This is a genomic window from Micromonospora sp. NPDC048835, assembly GCF_040649995.1.
Classification (GTDB): Bacteria; Actinomycetota; Actinomycetes; order Mycobacteriales; family Micromonosporaceae; genus Micromonospora.
Window position 1 is genome coordinate 151,490 of record NZ_JBEZGM010000011.1, and the last position, 15,679, is coordinate 167,168.

General features: G+C 71.3%; 20 protein-coding genes. 11 read left to right on the forward strand and 9 right to left on the reverse strand.

Features of this window, described 5'->3' with window-relative positions:
* Window positions 1-19: 19 nt before the first annotated feature.
* Window positions 20-544 (forward strand): SigE family RNA polymerase sigma factor, encoded by a 525-nt coding sequence (locus AB0C15_RS15920; protein ID WP_130406991.1) that lies wholly within the window; start codon window positions 20-22, stop codon window positions 542-544.
* Window positions 541-1,917, forward strand: a complete 1,377-nt coding sequence (locus AB0C15_RS15925) for a hypothetical protein (RefSeq protein ID WP_357352434.1) — start codon at window positions 541-543, stop codon at window positions 1,915-1,917. The genes AB0C15_RS15920 and AB0C15_RS15925 overlap by 4 nt, the downstream gene beginning before the upstream one ends.
* Here AB0C15_RS15925 and AB0C15_RS15930 read toward each other — a convergent pair.
* Window positions 1,914-2,207 carry a hypothetical protein gene (locus AB0C15_RS15930; protein WP_357352436.1) on the reverse strand — a complete coding sequence of 98 codons (294 nt, stop codon included), beginning with the start codon at window positions 2,205-2,207 and terminating at the stop codon, window positions 1,914-1,916. The genes AB0C15_RS15925 and AB0C15_RS15930 overlap by 4 nt on opposite strands.
* On the reverse strand, window positions 2,200-3,024 hold the full coding sequence (locus AB0C15_RS15935) for an SDR family NAD(P)-dependent oxidoreductase (RefSeq protein WP_357352562.1): 825 nt from the start codon (window positions 3,022-3,024) through the stop codon (window positions 2,200-2,202). Before AB0C15_RS15935 ends, AB0C15_RS15930 begins: the two co-directional genes overlap by 8 nt.
* A 128-nt stretch (window positions 3,025-3,152) precedes the next feature.
* On the opposite strand from AB0C15_RS15935, the gene AB0C15_RS15940 reads away from it, so the two are divergent.
* Window positions 3,153-4,109, forward strand: coding sequence for a CoA ester lyase (locus AB0C15_RS15940; protein WP_357352438.1), 957 nt, complete (start codon window positions 3,153-3,155; stop codon window positions 4,107-4,109).
* Between the two features lie 75 nt (window positions 4,110-4,184).
* Here the strand turns inward: AB0C15_RS15940 and AB0C15_RS15945 are convergent, their stop codons facing one another.
* A complete protein-coding gene (locus AB0C15_RS15945) occupies window positions 4,185-4,739 on the reverse strand; it encodes a DUF4190 domain-containing protein (protein WP_357352440.1) in 555 nt (184 codons plus the stop codon).
* 117 nt (window positions 4,740-4,856) lie between these two features.
* Here AB0C15_RS15945 and AB0C15_RS15950 point away from each other — a divergent pair, with 117 nt between their 5' ends.
* On the forward strand, window positions 4,857-5,762 hold the full coding sequence (locus tag AB0C15_RS15950; protein ID WP_357352442.1) for an SDR family NAD(P)-dependent oxidoreductase: 906 nt from the start codon (window positions 4,857-4,859) through the stop codon (window positions 5,760-5,762).
* A gap of 82 nt (window positions 5,763-5,844) precedes the next feature.
* Here the strand turns inward: AB0C15_RS15950 and AB0C15_RS15955 are convergent, their stop codons facing one another.
* The gene (locus AB0C15_RS15955; RefSeq protein ID WP_357352444.1) at window positions 5,845-6,384 is read right to left on the reverse strand and encodes a DUF4190 domain-containing protein; all 540 of its coding nucleotides are present in this window, start codon (window positions 6,382-6,384) and stop codon (window positions 5,845-5,847) included.
* Window positions 6,385-6,561: 177 nt separating this feature from the next.
* On the opposite strand from AB0C15_RS15955, the gene AB0C15_RS15960 reads away from it, so the two are divergent.
* Window positions 6,562-7,758, forward strand: a complete 1,197-nt coding sequence (locus tag AB0C15_RS15960; protein ID WP_357352446.1) for an acyl-CoA dehydrogenase family protein — start codon at window positions 6,562-6,564, stop codon at window positions 7,756-7,758.
* 578 nt (window positions 7,759-8,336) lie between these two features.
* On the opposite strand, the gene AB0C15_RS15965 is transcribed toward AB0C15_RS15960, so the two are convergent.
* Entirely contained in the window at window positions 8,337-8,744 is a 408-nt protein-coding gene (locus AB0C15_RS15965; protein ID WP_357352448.1) for a CoA-binding protein, read from the reverse strand.
* 62 nt (window positions 8,745-8,806) lie between these two features.
* Window positions 8,807-9,853 carry an Rv2578c family radical SAM protein gene (locus AB0C15_RS15970; RefSeq protein ID WP_357352450.1) on the reverse strand — a complete coding sequence of 349 codons (1,047 nt, stop codon included), beginning with the start codon at window positions 9,851-9,853 and terminating at the stop codon, window positions 8,807-8,809.
* 92 nt (window positions 9,854-9,945) lie between these two features.
* On the opposite strand from AB0C15_RS15970, the gene AB0C15_RS15975 reads away from it, so the two are divergent.
* Window positions 9,946-10,365, forward strand: coding sequence for a DUF393 domain-containing protein (locus AB0C15_RS15975; RefSeq protein WP_357352452.1), 420 nt, complete (start codon window positions 9,946-9,948; stop codon window positions 10,363-10,365).
* Here the strand turns inward: AB0C15_RS15975 and AB0C15_RS15980 are convergent.
* From AB0C15_RS15980 to trxA, 3 genes are all read right to left on the reverse strand, one after another.
* Window positions 10,329-11,324 carry an HTTM domain-containing protein gene (locus AB0C15_RS15980; protein WP_357352454.1) on the reverse strand — a complete coding sequence of 332 codons (996 nt, stop codon included), beginning with the start codon at window positions 11,322-11,324 and terminating at the stop codon, window positions 10,329-10,331. The genes AB0C15_RS15975 and AB0C15_RS15980 overlap by 37 nt on opposite strands.
* Entirely contained in the window at window positions 11,321-11,761 is a 441-nt protein-coding gene (locus AB0C15_RS15985; RefSeq protein ID WP_357352456.1) for a hypothetical protein, read from the reverse strand. Before AB0C15_RS15985 ends, AB0C15_RS15980 begins: the two co-directional genes overlap by 4 nt.
* Before the next feature lie 155 nt (window positions 11,762-11,916).
* Window positions 11,917-12,279, reverse strand: coding sequence for a thioredoxin (gene trxA, locus AB0C15_RS15990; RefSeq protein ID WP_030329190.1), 363 nt, complete (start codon window positions 12,277-12,279; stop codon window positions 11,917-11,919).
* A gap of 548 nt (window positions 12,280-12,827) precedes the next feature.
* Between trxA and AB0C15_RS15995 the strand changes: the two genes are divergently transcribed.
* The 5 genes from AB0C15_RS15995 (at window position 12,828) to AB0C15_RS16015 (ending at window position 15,678) form a co-directional block, all read left to right on the forward strand.
* Window positions 12,828-13,343 carry a MaoC family dehydratase gene (locus tag AB0C15_RS15995; protein WP_357352459.1) on the forward strand — a complete coding sequence of 172 codons (516 nt, stop codon included), beginning with the start codon at window positions 12,828-12,830 and terminating at the stop codon, window positions 13,341-13,343.
* A gap of 92 nt (window positions 13,344-13,435) precedes the next feature.
* Window positions 13,436-13,972, forward strand: a complete 537-nt coding sequence (locus tag AB0C15_RS16000) for a hypothetical protein (RefSeq protein ID WP_357352462.1) — start codon at window positions 13,436-13,438, stop codon at window positions 13,970-13,972.
* 51 nt (window positions 13,973-14,023) lie between these two features.
* Window positions 14,024-14,647: an RNA methyltransferase gene (locus tag AB0C15_RS16005; protein ID WP_357352564.1), complete on the forward strand. Its 624-nt coding sequence runs from the start codon at window positions 14,024-14,026 to the stop codon at window positions 14,645-14,647.
* Window positions 14,648-14,725: 78 nt separating this feature from the next.
* Window positions 14,726-15,403, forward strand: coding sequence for a DUF6758 family protein (locus tag AB0C15_RS16010; RefSeq protein WP_357352464.1), 678 nt, complete (start codon window positions 14,726-14,728; stop codon window positions 15,401-15,403).
* A 116-nt stretch (window positions 15,404-15,519) separates the two neighbouring features.
* Window positions 15,520-15,678, forward strand: coding sequence for a hypothetical protein (locus tag AB0C15_RS16015; protein ID WP_007455302.1), 159 nt, complete (start codon window positions 15,520-15,522; stop codon window positions 15,676-15,678).
* The last annotated feature ends 1 nt before the right edge of the window (window position 15,679 follow it).

The following is a 15,679-nucleotide window of genomic DNA, read 5'->3' on the forward strand; positions in this document are numbered from 1 at the left end:
GGGTGAGGAGGGCGATCCGTTGACGACTGAGGACCGCACCCGGGACGGCTTCGCCGACTTCGTCCGGGCCGAGACCGCCGGGCTGACCCGGCTCGCGTACCTGTTGACAGGTGACCGGCACCATGCCGAGGACCTGGTCCAGGTGGCGCTGGCTCGGGTCGCGGTGCGGTGGGAGCGGATCGCGGACCCGCGTGCCTACCTGCGTCGGGTGCTCTGCACCCAGGCGGCCAGTTGGTGGCGCTGGCGGCGGGCCCGCCCGCCGGAGCGGCTGGACGGGGCGCTGCCGGAACGCGCCGGGCCCGGTGACGACACCGATCTGCGGCTGGTGCTGTCGGCGGCGTTGGCCCGGCTGACCGCGCGGCAGCGCGCGGTCCTCGTGTTGCGCTACTACGAGGACCGCACCGAGACGGAGACTGCGGAACTGCTCGGCTGCCGGGTCGGCACCGTGAAGAGCCAGACCCGGCACGCCCTCGGCCGACTCCGCGTCCTGGCCCCCGAGCTGGCCGAACTCGTCGGCCGTGACCCGCAGGAGGTGACCCGGTGACCACCCGGCTCTCCGAAGCGCTGCGTCGCCTCGCCGCCGACGTGCCGCCCGCGCGCGTACCGGAGGGGCTCTTCGACGCGGCGCGGACCCGGCACCGTCGTCGCCGGGCCGTCGTCGCCGGCGCACTCGCCGTCCTGGTCCTGCTTCTGGGCGCCGGGTACGCGCTGCACCCGGTGGCCCTGCCGCCTCCCGCCGGCCCGCGTCACGACACTCCTGGCCTGCCGACCAAGCTCGTCGGTCCGCCGCTGCGGACCGCCTCGGTGGGTTACTCCGCGCCGGGCGTGGCGGCGATGCTCTTCGGTGGTCCTGCCGTGCGTACCAACTGGTTCGAGACGCGGATGGGTGTGGTGGCCGCGGCCGACGACCGCTACCGCGTGCTGGACGGTGACCCGGCCGTCGCGGGTTTCGAGGCGTTGCTCTCCCCGGACGGCCGGTACGCCTGGGTGGGCGACTCCCTGATCGACCTGAAGTCCGGCAAGACCCTCCCGGACCGCCCGGACGGCTACCCGCTCGCGTTCGCGCCGAACGGGAAACGCCTGGTCTACGCCGACCCCGACACCACGTTCACGTCCCCGAACACCTATTCCACCCCGTCCGTCGGAGTCTACGACCGGGATCGTGGGACGGACGTACTGCGGGTGCCGGCCGGCACCGCCTGGATCCCGCCGGGGCGTACGGCCGCGTTGTCGCCGGACGGCGACGACCTGGCCCTCCAGGTCCGCGACGAGGTCTGGCTGACCCGGGTGGACGACGCGGGCGCGGATCGGGTCGCCGCGCCGTACCGGAAGCTGCCGTTGGCGGGCGGGCGGCTGGCCGGGGCCGGGTCCTGGCTGCCGGACGGCCGGTCGCTGGCGGTGCTGAGCCGGTCCACCTGCACCGACTGCCCGGTGCCGTCCTACCGGCGCACCTGGACGGTGGCCCTGCGGTCCACAGTCGACGGCACCCCCTTGGCCGACCCGGCGTTCCCGCCGCTGCGCTCCCGTTCGTTCGTGCAACTGCTCGGGTGGCGCTCGGCGGACGAGGCTGTCGCGTTGGTCGGCGTGCCGGGGCCGGAGGCGGAGGACCTCCCTGAGGAGCACGACGTCGCCTGGGGGCCCTATCACGAGGTCGGCACGGAGGCGGTGGAACTCGTCGTGCTCCGCCGGGGCGCGACCGCCCCGGACGTGCTCTTCCGAACCCCGGAGGGCATCACCGACCTGTCGGTCGCCGCCGATCTCGCGATCAGCGGCGCGGTACGCGAATCCGGCCGTCCCCACTACGGGCCGCCGCCGTTCTGGGCGCTCGCGGCGGGGTTCGTCCTGGCGGTCCTGGTCGCCATGCCCGTGCTGTCGCGGCTGCGACGCTGGCGCGACCGGCGGCGGCTGCGACGCTAGCCCTCCCGCACCTCGATCACCCGGGTCGTCGGTGCCGACTCGGCGAGAGCCGCGCGCAGTGCCGCCCGGTCCGGGTCGGCGAGGAACGACTCGTAGCCGGCCCGTTCGGCGAACCGGATCACGTGCACCTCGGTCTGCCCGTCGGTGCCGTGCAGTCGCCGTTCCAACCGGCCGCCGTGCCGTTCCAACAGGGCCAGCACGGCGTCCTCGTAGCGCTGCCCGGCGGCCCCCGCCCCGACGGCGAACTCGACGATCGCGACGAGTGTCAGCTCATCGGCCCGGTCAGTCATCGAGACCGACCGCCTTGGCGCTGGCCTTCCAGAGCCGGGCCGCGAGGTGCGGGTTCGTCGCCTTCCGGTACGGCCGACGCGGTCGACGGTCGACGTAGTAGCCCCCGTCGACAAGCCGGGAGCTGTCCTGGTTCGCCAGCCACACCAGGGTCTCGGCACCCTTCTCCGGGCTGCGGAACGGCATGAAACGCATGCCGAACGCGACGATCCTGCTGTCGTTGGCGAACCGGGTGCGGACCACCCCGGGGTGGAAGCTGTACGCGGCAACGTCCGGCCAGCGTCGGGCCGCCTCGGCGGTGAACAGGACGTTCGCCTGCTTGCTGGTGCCGTACGCGCCCATCGGCCGGTAACTACGCAGTGGCTTGTTCAGATCGTCCGGGTCCAGTGCGCCGAAGCGGTGCGCGCCGGAGGCGGTCACCACGACCCGGCCCACCCGGTCGGCCAGCAGGTTGGTCAGCAGGAACGGGGCCAGGTGGTTGGCCTGGATGGACATCTCGAAGCCGTCGACGGTTTTCAGTGGTTGCAGCGCGATCGCGCCGGCGTTGTTGGCGAGCACGTCGATCCGGTCGTACGCCGCCCGGAGCCGCTCGGCCAGTCGGCGTACGTCGTCGAGGATCGCGAAGTCGGCCCGGAACAGCTCCGGACGCTCACCGGAGGTCTCCCGCACCCGTTCGGCCGCAGCCTGCAGGCGGGCCGGGTCCCGCCCGACCAGTACCACCTGGTCGCCCCGGCAGGCCAGGTGCACGGCAGCGGCCAGCCCGATGCCGGAGCTGGCCCCGGTCACCACCACCAGTCGGCGCCCAGTGAGATCTTCCACAGGTCCATTCACCCCGGTCATGGCGCGAGGTTACCGTGGCGTCACAACGCCCTTTGGGATCGTTAAGGTCTCGGATCTGTCGTCAGGTGGCGTCGGCCTGCCCGCCGGACGCTGGAAGGAGCGCATCCATGGCCGCAGTCGGTCGCCCCCGCAGGTCCTGCCTCGCCGTGCCGGGTTCCAGCGTGAAGATGCTCGGCAAGGCCCAGGGCCTCCCGGCCGACCAGGTCTTCCTCGACCTGGAGGACGCCGTCGCCCCACTGGCCAAGCCGGACGCGCGCAAGAACATCGTGGCCGCCCTCAACGAGGGCGACTGGGCTGGCAAGACCCGGGTGGTCCGGGTCAACGACCTGACCACCCCGTGGACCTACCGGGACGTCATCGAGGTCGTCGAGGGTGCCGGCGCGAACCTGGACTGCATCATGCTGCCGAAGGTGCAGACCGCCGCCCAGGTGCAGTGGCTGGACCTGACGCTCACCCAGATCGAGAAGACGATCGGCCTGGAGGTCGGCCGGATCGGCATCGAGGCGCAGATCGAGAACGCCGCCGGCCTGGTCAACGTTGACGCGATCGCCGCCGCCTCGCCGCGCGTGGAGACCATCATCTTCGGCCCGGCCGACTTCATGGCGTCGATCAACATGAAGTCGATGGTGGTCGGCGGCCTGATCCTGGACTACCCGGGCGACCCGTACCACTACATCCTGATGCGCATCCTGATGGCTGCGCGGATGCACGACAAGCAGGCCATCGACGGCCCGTTCCTGCAGATCCGCGACGTCGACGCGTTCCGCGAGGTGGCCAGGCGCTCGGCCGCGCTGGGCTTCGACGGCAAGTGGGTGCTGCACCCGGGCCAGATCGACGCCGCAAACGAGGTCTACCAGCCGGCGCAGGCCGACTACGACCACGCCGAGCTGATCCTCGACGCGTACGAGCACTACACCTCGGAGGCCGGCGGCCGGCTCGGCGCCGTGATGCTCGGCGACGAGATGATCGACGAAGCGTCCCGCAAGATGGCGCTGGTGGTCGCCGCGAAGGGCCGGGCCGCCGGGATGAGCCGTACCTCGTCGTTCACCCCGCCGGAGGGGTGACCGGCCGGGCCGGGACGACCGCCGCCGGCAGCCGATCCGGCCCGACGATCGGCGGTACGCCGGCCCGCCCGTCGGTCAGTAGCTACTGCTGCTGTTGTCGCTCGTCGCGATCGCGTAGATGATCGCGCCAACGTAGAAGAGGATGATCAGCACCAGGAACCCGGTGAGGATCCAGCCGACGATGATGGCGGCCTTCGCCATCCCCGCCCCGCCCTCGCCGCTGAGCCGGATCTGCTTCTGCGCGACGTGGCCGAGGATCGCGCCGATCGGCGCGGTGATGCAGGACGTGAAGCCGATCAGCGCCAGCACGAACGCCGCGATCGCCAACCCGTTGGTCTTCGGCGGCTGCGGGTAGCCGTAGCCGGGGTACTGCGGCGGGTAGCCGGGCGCGGGGTAACCGGGCGCGGGGTAGCCGGGCGCGGCGTATCCGGGCATCGGCTGGGTCGCCGGCGGCTGCGCGCCGGCGTACGGGTCGACCGGCGGGTACGGGCTGGTGGCGTACGGGTCGGCCGGGCCAGGCTGCGCGGGGACCGGCTGACCGGCCACCAGGGTCGGGTCGGGTGCGGGGCTCGACGGCTGAGCCGACCAGGTGGGGTCGGTCCAGTTGCCGGGCGGCGGGGGATTGGTCATGCGAACTCTCCGTCGGCTCGGGTGCGGGAACAGGGTAGCCACCGACGCCCAAACCCGACGCCCCTGCTTCCGGGTGCCGCGTTGCTCGGGCCGGTCGTAACGGGCAGGATCCCTGGCATGGCATACGACGCGCGCGCCGCGGATCGCTCCGGCAGTCGACCCCGACGGGACGTCAGCCGCCCGGGTGCGGCCCGTCGAGCCCGGACCACCGCGACGGCGGGCCACTCCGGCCCCGACGAGCCGGTCGCGCTCGCCGACCCGGTCACCATGCGCCTCGACGGGCGGGTCGCCCTGGTCACCGGGGCGGGCAGCCCGGACGGCATCGGGTACGCGACCGCACGGCGCCTCGCCGACCTGGGCGCCCGGGTGGCCATCGTCTCCACCACCCGACGCATCCACGAGCGGGCGACCGAGCTGGGCGTGACCGGCTTCGTCGCGGACCTGACCGACGAGTCCGAGGTCGGCGCCCTCGCCGATGCCGTCGCCGAACAGTTGGGCGACGTCGAGGTGCTGGTCAACAATGCCGGCCTCGCCAGTCGGGCCAGCCAGGGCGTGCTGCGGCCGGTGGCGCAGCTGACCTACGACGAGTGGCGCGGCGAGATCGACCGCAACCTCTCCACCGCGTTCCTGTGCAGCCGGGCGTTCATCGGCGGGATGGCCGAGCGGGGCTGGGGTCGCATCGTCAACCTGGCGGCCACCGCCGGCCCGGTCAACGCCCTGCCCACCGAGGCCGCGTACGCCGCGGCGAAGGCCGGGGTCGTCGGGCTGACCCGCGCCCTGGCCATGGAGATGATCGCCGACGGCGTGACGGTGAACGCGGTGGCGCCCGGCACCATCTACACCGCGGCCTCCACCATGGCCGAGGTCAAGCAGGGGCTGGGCACCCCGGTGGGGCGGCCGGGCACGCCGGACGAGGTCGCCGCGGCGATCAGTTTCCTCTGCTCGCCGGCCGCCTCGTACATCACCGGGCAGATGCTCGTGGTGGACGGCGGCAACAGCGTCCGCGAGTCCCGCTTCCGTTGAGCGCAACGGTCCCCGCCGGCGGCTGGCCAGTAACCGCGAGCACCGGCGGGCCGGTCAGTAGCCACCCGTGCCGGCGGGCCGGTCAGTAGCTGCCGCTGTCGCCGGTGTTGCCGAAGGCCACCAGGGCCAGCCAACCGCAGCAGGCCAACACGGTGAGCCCGGTGAAGACGTAGCCCAGGATCAGCCCCCACGTCGCGAGCTGGTCGCCCTCCTCGCCGGTGGTGCGGATCTGCCGCTTGGCCACGTGGCCGAGGACGGCGCCGGCCGGCGGAAACACGAAGGCGAAGACCAGCGACAGGATCGCCAGCACGTTGGTGCCCCGTCCCGGCCCGGACGGTGGTGGGCCGTACTGGCCGTAGGGGCCCTGCGGCGGGTACGGCGGTTGCTGGCTCCAGTGCGCCGACTGCTGCGGCCCCTGCTGACCGTACGGCGACGGTTCGCCGGTCGGCGGCCCGTACGGTGACCGTTCCGTCGGCAGCTCGTACGCCGGTTGGTCCGGCTGAGGCGCGTACGGCGACTGCCCGGCCGGCGGTGGCGCGTACGGCGACTGGTCCTTCGGTGGCTCGTAGGGTGACGGCGGCGGCTCGTCCCCGGGCGGTCCCGACGGCGGCGGGTAGCTCACGGCTGTCCTCCTCCTGCCGGTGCCGGAAAAGTCCCTCTTGCCGGACGCTACCCGTAGCGGTGAACCTTTTCACAGCGGTTGTGTGGACTGGTCACCTTGGCCTCGTCGACCCGAGAGGCCGATACTGACCCAGCGTTCAGTTACCCACGAGTAGTGCGCGGATCCCCGGAGGCTGAGATGGCCCGACTCGCCCAGACGCCCGGCCTGACCGATGTGCAACAGTCGATCCTGGAGACCGTTCGGGACTTCGCCGACAAGGAGATCATCCCGCACGCGCAGCGGCTGGAGCACGCCGACGAGTACCCCACCGACATCCTCGACGGCATGCGCGAGATGGGGCTGTTCGGCCTCACCATCGACGAGGAGTACGGCGGTCTCGGCGAATCACTTCTCACCTACGCGCTGGTGGTGGAGCAGCTGTCCCGGGGCTGGATGTCGATCTCCGGCATCGTCAACACCCACTTCATCGTGGCGTACCTGATCTCGCAGCACGGCTCCGCCGAGCAGAAGGCCCGCCTGCTGCCCAGGATGGCCACCGGCGAGGTACGCGGTGCGTTCTCCATGTCCGAGCCCGAGACCGGCTCCGACGTCTCGGCGATCAAGTCCCGGGCCGTCCGCGCCGGCGACACCTACGTGCTCAACGGGCAGAAGATGTGGCTCACCAACGGGGCGTACTCCTCGGTGGTGGCCACCCTGGTCAAGACCGACACCGGCGCCGAGTCCGTCTACGGCAACATGAGCACCTTCCTGCTGGAGAAGGAGCCCGGCTTCGGTGAGACCGCCCCCGGCCTCACCATTCCCGGCAAGATCGAAAAAATGGGCTACAAGGGCGTCGAGACCACCGAGATGGTGCTCGACGGCGTGACCGTGCCCGACACCGCGATCCTCGGCGGCGCCGACCAGGTGGGCCGCGGCTTCTACCAGATGATGGACGGCATTGAGGTGGGCCGGGTCAACGTCGCCGCGCGCGCCTGCGGCATCTCCCTCCGCGCCTTCGAGCTGGCGGTGAGCTACGCCCAGCAGCGCAGGACCTTCGGTCAGCCACTCGCCAAGCACCAGGCGATCGCCTTCAAGCTCGCCGAGATGGGCACGAAGATCGAGGCCGCGCACGCCCTCATGGTCAACGCCGCCCGGCTCAAGGACGCCGGTCAGCGCAACGACGTCGAGGCCGGGATGGCCAAGCTGCTCGCCTCGGAGTACTGCGCCGAGGTCGTCCAGGAAGCGTTCCGCATCCACGGCGGCTACGGCTACTCCAAGGAGTACGAGATCGAGCGGCTGATGCGGGAAGCCCCGTTCCTGCTCATCGGCGAGGGCACCTCGGAAATCCAGAAGACCATCATCTCCCGAGGCCTCCTCAAGGAATACAAGCTCTAACTCCCCGGCCGGCGCACCCCCCGCGCCGCCCCGGCCCCCGCCCCACCCCGCCCCGGCCTCCGCGCCGGCCCGGCCCCACCCCGCCCCGGCCTCCGCGCCGGCCCGGCTCTGCCCCGCCCTGGCCTTCGCCCCGGCCCGGCTCTGCCCCGCCCTGGCCTTCGCCCCGGCCCGGCTCCCGCCCCGCCCCGTCGATCAAGGAGTTGTGGTGGGGAGTATATGCGGCAAAAGACCGTGAATCTGGCACCACAACTTCATGATCGACGCGACACGAGGGCGTGCCGGGGTCGTGATCGAGGCAAGGGCGTGGCGGGGCGGTGAGAGGCGCAGGGATGGGCCGTCGGGCCCCCACCTGTCCGCCGATCTTGCACTTACTGTTGCCTGATTGACCCTTATGTCGGTCTTGCCGGGACAGTAAGTGCAAGATCGGCGGAGGGCGGGGGCCGAGGGCCGGAGAGGGCGGGGGCCGAGGGCCGGAGGGGGCGGGGGCCGAGGGCCGGAGGGGGCGGGGTGGGGCGGGGCCGGGGCAGGGCGCGGGCCGAGAGCTGGGGTGGGGCCGGGTGCGGGTCGGGGAGGGTAGGTCAGGGTCGGCGGGTCAGGTTGGCGGCGGCGCGTTCGACGATGAGGCAGCGGTCCTCGACGTAGTCCATGCCGGCCTCCTCGGCGATGCGCCGGGCCTCAGCCGAGACGATGCCCAGTTGCAGCCAGACCGCGGGCGCGCCGATCGCCGCCGCGTCCCGGACCACCTGCACGGCGTCGGCCGCCGGCCGGAACACGTCCACCAGGTCGACGGGGTGCGGGATGTCGGCGAGCGTCTTGTAGGCCCGTTCTCCGAACAGTTCGTCGACCGTCGGGTTGACCGGGATGATGCGCCAGCCGTACTGCTGCATCTGCAACGGCACGCCGTGCGCGGCCTTGAACGGGTCGCGGGACGCGCCCACGACGGCGATCACGGCGGAGTCGGCGAGGATCTGCTGAGCGGTACGCACCCGCCGACTGTAGCTCCGACTACAGCAGTAACCGGCCAGACCGGCGCGCGGTTGGCGGCGGCCTACAGCAGTGTGAGCTGCTCGGCTGCCGCCGGTGGCGGTGGCTCGGGCAGGTTGCGGTTGTCGCCGCGCTCGCCACGGTGCATCCCGTGCCGGCGTGCGGCGATCCGCACCCGTGCGGTCACCTCCCGCTGGTACGCCTGCGGCGCGTACGCCCCGGCCCGGTACAGCTCGCGGTAGCGGGGCACGAGGTGTGGGTGCTCGTCGGCGAGCCAGCGTGCGTACCACTCGCGGGCGCCGGGGCGCAGGTGCAGCGGCAGTGCGGTCACGCTCGTCGCTCCCGCGGCGGCGATCGCCGAGACGGTGGCCTCGATCGACTCGTCGCTGTCGCTGAGGCCGGGCAGGATCGGGGCCATCAGCACCCCGACGGGGATGCCGGCGTCGGTGAGCGCCCGGACGGCGTCCAGTCGGCGGCGTGGGTGTGGTGTGCCCGGCTCGACGGTCCGCCAGAGGTGCTCGTCGACGAACCCCACCGAGAACGAGATGCCCACCGTGGTCACCGAGGCGGCCTGGCGCAGCAGCGGCAGGTCGCGCAGGATCAGCGTGCCCTTGGTGAGGATCGAGAACGGGTTGGCGAAGTCGCGCAGGGCGCCGATGATCTGCGGCATCAGTCGGTAACGACCCTCGGCCCGCTGGTAGCAGTCGACGTTGGTGCCCATCGCCACGTGCGCGCCCCGCCAGCGCGGCGCGGCCAGCTCCCGCCGGACCAGCTCGCCGGCGTTGACCTTGACGATCACCTTGCGGTCGAAGTCGGCACCGGCGTCGAGGTCGAGATAGGTGTGAGTGTTTCTCGCGAAACAGTATCGACAGGCATGAGTGCATCCCCGGTACGGGTTGATCGTCCACTCGAACGGGACGCGGGACTGCCCGGGCACCCGGTTGAGGATCGACTTGGCCTGCACCTCGTAGAAGGTCATCCCGGCGAACTCGGGGGTGTCGAAGGTGCGGGTGACGGCGCCGGGCAGCGCCAGCGGCAGGGGTGGCGTCGCTGGCGCTGCCCGCTCGGGGTCTCCCTCAACCGGGGGAGCGGTGAGGTTGTCCCAGCGCATGGGCACTATTCGAACACGTGTACGAGCGCCGCGCAAGTGACCCGCCGTACACCGGTGCACATCCAGGTGGTCAGAGAGGGAAGGATGGAGGCATGGAGACGTCGACCTTCGTCTACGACGGGGACTGCGCGTTCTGCACGACCTGTGCGCAGTTCATCGAGCGCCGCATCCCCACGTCCGCGCGGGTGGTGCCCTGGCAGTTCGCCGACCTGGCCGCGCTCGGCCTCAGCGTGGCCGAGTGTGAGGAGGCCGTGCAGTGGGTCGGCGCGGACGGCGCGCGCGCGGCGGGCCCGGACGCCATCGCGAAGCTCCTCGCGGCGAGCGGCCCACTCTGGCGGGTCGCCGGTGCCGGTCTGCGGTTCCCGCCGGTGCGCGCGGCGGCCTGGCCGTTGTACCGCTGGGTCGCGCGCAACCGGCACCGGCTTCCCGGGGGCACGGCGGCCTGCGCCCTGCCACAGGAGGCCCGGGAGCGGCTCTACGGCCCGAGCGGTCGCCCCAGCGCCGAAGCCTGACCGTCGAGCGCCGGCTCCGCGCCGGAGCCCGCCGGGCCCTGTCCGGTGGGCACCGGGTTGGCGTCCGTCGAGCGCTGGCCGGTGGGCACCGGGTCGGCTTCCGTCGGGTCGGCTGGAGGCGCGTCGTCGGGAGTGTCGCGGCGGACGAGCCGGCGGGCCCAGACCAGCGGGCGTACCCGCTCCAGCGGTAGGAAACTGGTCATCGCGGCCAGGTGCGGCGCGAACGAGATCGTGATGGTCGCGATGGTGACCGCGTGGAACGAGTAGAAGAAGCCGACCATGGCGTGACGCCAGCGGGGTGGCAGGAAGAAGACCACCGGGCTCAGCAGCTCGAACGCCACGATGCCGAACTGGGCGACGATCAGCAGGTACGGCACCTGGGCGATCAGGTCGGCCAGGTCGGTGCCGCGGCGGATGATCGCGCGGGCCAGGACCGAGCCGGTCAGCCAGTCCAGGCCGCCGAAGCGCAGCTTGGCGAAGGCGGCCAGGAAGTACGTGCAGATCACCGCGATCTGGGTGACGCGGAGGGCCCAGCCACCGGCCTCGGTGCGGGTGGGGTCGCCGTGCCGGGCGCGACCGGCGGTGGGCAGTACGGCAAGAGCGACGAGCAGCCCGAACCGGTCGTGGTCGACCTTGCCGTAACTCATCGCGATGATCATCCACTCCAGGTACAGCGCGCACACCGCCCAGCCGAGCAGCCGGGGTGCCCGTCCGGTGGCGGCGAGGAGGGCGAGCAGCAGCAACGCCCAGAAGATCACCGTCACCAGGGTCTCGGTCGGCGTCGGCAGTGGGAGCAGGCGGCCGACCAGGAGCGGCTGGTAGAGGTCGCCGGGCACGCTGACCCGGGTGCGTACCCAGGGGGTGAAGATCACCAGATCGGCGGCGACGAACAGGTAGATCAGGGTCCGGAACGCGGCCACCCGGCCCCGGGGCACGGCCTCGGTCAGCCAGCGGGTCATCGGGTGGCCTGCCAGCGGACGACGGTCTGGTCGGTGTGTTGGCCGGTGGGTCGGCCGGCGCGGATGCCGTGCCAGCGGATGACGATGCGGACCTCGACAAGCGCGGGGGCGTCCGGGTGCCGTTCGGCGTACGCGTCGGCGACCTCGGTGAGCAGTGTCGGGTCGGCGGCGTACCGGGCCTGCTGACCCTCGATCTCGGCGCGTCGGATGCCTGTCGCGTTCTGGTCGAGGTCGATCACCGCTCCGGCGCTGTTCACTCCCTCGACCCGGGTGTCGGGCGCTGGGGCGTTCGGCGGGTTCGAGGTGGAGTACATCCGGAACGGGCCGAACGGGAAGTCGTCGTCGCTGCCCCAGAAGGTGCCGCCGACGAGCAGGACGAGGCCGAGTGCGGTCGCGCCCAGCCGGGTCACGCGCCCGCGGGTGGTCAGATTCTCCATCGGGTCGTGACGATACGGGATGTACCGGAGGTGTCGGGTCCCTCCGACGGCCACTCCGACCTGACCGGGAAGGTGATCATGCGAGAGCTGGCGGCGGGGTACGACGAAGGCCGGGCCCGTACCGGGCCCGGCCTTCCGTGTCGTCAGCGGACGACTCAGTGGTTGTGCTCGGCCAGCTGCTTGCGGACGTCGTCCATGTCCAGCGCCTCGACCTGCTCGATCAGGTTCTCCAGGGCGGACTCGGGGAGGGCGCCCGGCTGGGCGAAGACGATGACGCCGTCCCGGATCGCCATGATCGTCGGGATCGAGCGGATGTCGAACTTCGCGCCCAGCTCCTGCTGAGCCTCGGTGTCGACCTTGCCGAAGACGATGTTCTGGTGCTTCTCCGAGGAGCGCTCGTAGACCGGGGCGAACCGCTTGCACGGACCACACCAGTCGGCCCAGAAGTCGACCAGGACGATGCCGTCGTTGCCCGTCACCTCGTCGAAGTTCGCCGAGGTCAGCTCAACGGTTGCCATTGCACTCTCCGATCACCGCGGTTTGCGTACGTCCCGTAGAACCAGGGCTGACCGTATCGAATTCCCGGGTCGTGGGGCACGAAACGTGCTCGGGGCTGCCGGAGGGCCTCGCAGCCCATCGACACATGTCTGTTCACACCCGACCTGCGGAACGCACTTGCATCGCGCACTTGCGTGACCTGCGGTAATGGGAGCGTTTCCAGGGAGATCCACGCGATTGAGCGCTACGAATCGGTAACTTGGGCATTGACAAGGAGGTATCCGGCCTGCGGAGATCGCTGATCAACCTTCGCTCCGTCACGGAGAGTAGTGTTACAAAAAGATAAATGTGACCGCGATCTCTGTTGAACCTACGCAGTCGTAGGGCAGAATTTCTCACATCAGAGCGTGGGCGGCGGGTGCCGGGGAGGGCCCCGCCGCTCATTGCGTCTCCCCCCGGGCATGTGACAGGTGTGACATTTCCGCCGCCACCGCGCCCCACCAGTCGCCTTAACCATCGATAAGGCATGCTGTGCCGAACTCCATCGCCGCCCGTCGAAGGGACCAGCATGCAGTTCGGTCGCTACTACGAGGAGTTCGAGGTCGGCGCGGTCTACCGGCACTGGCCGGGCAAGACCGTGACCGAGTACGACGACCACCTCTTCTGCCTGCTCACCATGAACCACCATCCGCTGCACATGGACGCGCACTACGCCGCGACGGCAAGCCAGTTCAAGCGCAACGTCGTGGTTGGCAACTACATCTACTCGCTGCTGCTCGGCATGTCGGTGCCCGACGTGAGTGGAAAGGCGATCGCCAACCTGGAGGTCGAGTCGCTGCGGCACGTCGCGCCGACCTTCCACGGCGACACCATCTACGGCGAGACCACGGTGCTGGACAAGCGGGAGTCCGGCTCGAAACCCGACCGGGGCGTGGTGTCGGTGGAGACTCGCGGCTACAACCAGGACGGCACGATGGTCTGCGTCTTCCGGCGCAAGGTCATGGTCCCCAAGCGGGAGTACGCGGCCACTGCGGTGCCCGACGGAGTGGACCCGGAGCGGCCCAGCTTCCCCGAGCCGCGCTGACCGTCGCGGCGGGCTCGACCGACGACGGGCACCGGGCTCCATCCCCGTGGCGGGTCTGCTGGGGATGGGGCCCGGCGCTCGTCTCGGGGCATATGCTGACGCCGGAGGTCCCGATGAGCCACTCCGTCGAGGGAGAGCCGTCCGCTGCCGGCCGCCGAGGCGTGCCCCTGACCACCGCTGTCTACTCCGCCGCCGAGTGGGACCTGCTCACCACGCTGCCCGGTCGGGTCCTCGTGGCCGCCGCGGCACCCGCTCCGGGTCGGACGGAACGTGGGGTCATGGCGAGCCTGGCCGGCCTGGACGCGGTGGCCGCCGGCCGAGCCTCGGACAGTGACCTGGTCCGCGCGGTGGTCGCCACGATCTACGCCCGCCACGACGGCACCCCGCAACCCCCCGAGCGGCTCACCGACCTGGTGGACCTGCTGGCCGCCTGCCGGGCGGCGAGCCGGGTCCTGCGGCGGCGGGCCGACCCCGCCGACTCGGCCGCGTACCGCCAGTGGGTGCAGTCGGTCGCGGGCCGGGTCTGTCGCGCGGTGCCCGGCGCCGGCGCGGGCCGGGTGGATCCACCGGCCAGTCCGGCGGACCGGCGTCTCCTGGACCGGCTCGGTGCCGCTCTCGACCTCGGTTGACCGGCAGGTCGTCGCGCCGGGCGTCGACGCGGTCCGTACCCTCTGATGACCGTGACCGACGACCAGCTCGAGGTGGGTGTGGGCCCCTGGCCGGGGGACCCACCGGACGACAGCCGTTACGACCCGCAGCTGCTGGCGGAGGGGGATCGACGCAACGTCGTCGACCGCTACCGCTACTGGCGGCACGAGGCGATCGTCGCCGACCTGGACCAGCACCGGCACGGTTTCCACGTCGCGATCGAGAACTGGCAGCACGACTTCAACATCGGCACGGTGGTGCGCAACGCCAACGCGTTCAACGCCGCCGAGGTGCACATCGTCGGACGGCGGCGGTGGAACCGGCGCGGCGCGATGGTGACCGATCGGTACCAGCACGTACGGCACCACGAGACGATCGAGGAGTTCGTCGCCTGGGCCGCCGGGCGGCACCTGCCGGTCTTTGGCATCGACAACCTGCCCGGGTCGCGTCCGCTGGAGACCGGCACGCTGCCACGGGACTGCGTGCTGCTGTTCGGCCAGGAGGGGCCCGGCCTCTCCGAACCGGCCCGCGCCGCGTGCGAACAGCTCTACTCCATCGCCCAGTACGGCTCGACCAGGTCGATCAACGCGGGCGTGGCAAGCGGAATCGCGATGCACACCTGGATCCGGACGCACGCCGGCCCGCCGCCGGACTGACCCCGTCCGGTGCCCAATCGGACGTTCCGGCTTGACGTGCCGGCGGTCCGGGGCGACGGTGGGGATGTGAGTGTCGCGGTGAGTTGTCCGAGATGCGGGGGCCCGGTAAGGGCGCCGGATCTGATGAACACCGACTCCAGGTGCGTGCGCTGCGGCCCGGTGCCGCCGCTGCACGTGCCTGAGCACATCGGAGCGGAGATCGTGGCGAGCGTGGTGGAGCGGATCACCACGACCGCCGATCCGCCGGTGACTCCGCTGTGGTGCCCGTGGCCGTTGCCGCCCGGTTGGACACTCACCGGCGTGGCGTACGCCGGGGACGAACGGACGGGAGTGCGGGCGACCGCGGTGGCGTGTGCGGGCCCGGCGCCACTCGGTGGCGGTCCCGCCGATCTGGTCTTCGTGGCCGAGGAACCCGGCGTGGGCCTGGGCACCTGGCTCGCCGGGCTGGCCGGCCCGGATCCGGGGCCGGAGTTGGTCGACGCGCTGACCGACCCGGGGCCCGGCCACCCTGACCACGTCGGACAGGCGAAGATCAAGGTCGGCGGGCACCCCACTCCACTGTGGTTGGTGAATTCTTCGACGGATCGAAGCGCGTACGCGGGCGAAGCTCGGGGAATGTGGCTCCATGCGATAGCCTGGCCGGCGAGTGCGGGTCACCTGCTCGCGGAAGATGTCGTGCTACACGACCTGACCGAGTGGGTTCCGCCCGAGCTCGTGTACGGCGCACCGTCCCCGTACCTACCTGGGAGACCTTGACAAGTCTCCCGGTTTGACGGAGAACGGACGCAGATATTCACTGTACGACACCACACTGATACTCTGGGTGCCGCTGCGGTAATGGGACCCGGCGCCGCGCGAGAGGATGGCCCGCCATGGTCAAGAAGGTCCTCACCTGGGCCGGAATCGCATTCTTGATCTTCTTCGTCGCCTACCGGCCAAACTCGGCGGCGGATGTGTTCAAGTCGCTCGGCGGCGGGATCATGGATATCGCCCAGGGGTTTGGCGACTTCTTCACCAGCCTCGTCGCCTAGC

Bases quoted from the DNA above. Each gene is read 5' to 3' on its own strand.
- AB0C15_RS15930 (WP_357352436.1), bottom strand. From the start codon at position 2,207: ATGACTGACCGGGCCGATGAGCTGACACTCGTCGCGATCGTCGAGTTC.
- AB0C15_RS15940 (WP_357352438.1), top strand. From the start codon at position 3,153: ATGGCCGCAGTCGGTCGCCCCCGCAGGTCCTGCCTCGCCGTGCCGGGT.
- AB0C15_RS15945 (WP_357352440.1), bottom strand. From the start codon at position 4,739: ATGACCAATCCCCCGCCGCCCGGCAACTGGACCGACCCCACCTGGTCG.
- AB0C15_RS15950 (WP_357352442.1), top strand. From the start codon at position 4,857: ATGGCATACGACGCGCGCGCCGCGGATCGCTCCGGCAGTCGACCCCGA.
- AB0C15_RS15960 (WP_357352446.1), top strand. From the start codon at position 6,562: ATGGCCCGACTCGCCCAGACGCCCGGCCTGACCGATGTGCAACAGTCG.
- AB0C15_RS15970 (WP_357352450.1), bottom strand. From the start codon at position 9,853: ATGCGCTGGGACAACCTCACCGCTCCCCCGGTTGAGGGAGACCCCGAG.
- AB0C15_RS15975 (WP_357352452.1), top strand. From the start codon at position 9,946: ATGGAGACGTCGACCTTCGTCTACGACGGGGACTGCGCGTTCTGCACG.
- AB0C15_RS15980 (WP_357352454.1), bottom strand. From the start codon at position 11,324: ATGACCCGCTGGCTGACCGAGGCCGTGCCCCGGGGCCGGGTGGCCGCG.
- AB0C15_RS15985 (WP_357352456.1), bottom strand. From the start codon at position 11,761: ATGGAGAATCTGACCACCCGCGGGCGCGTGACCCGGCTGGGCGCGACC.
- trxA (WP_030329190.1), bottom strand. From the start codon at position 12,279: ATGGCAACCGTTGAGCTGACCTCGGCGAACTTCGACGAGGTGACGGGC.
- AB0C15_RS15995 (WP_357352459.1), top strand. From the start codon at position 12,828: ATGCAGTTCGGTCGCTACTACGAGGAGTTCGAGGTCGGCGCGGTCTAC.
- AB0C15_RS16000 (WP_357352462.1), top strand. From the start codon at position 13,436: ATGCTGACGCCGGAGGTCCCGATGAGCCACTCCGTCGAGGGAGAGCCG.
- AB0C15_RS16015 (WP_007455302.1), top strand. From the start codon at position 15,520: ATGGTCAAGAAGGTCCTCACCTGGGCCGGAATCGCATTCTTGATCTTC.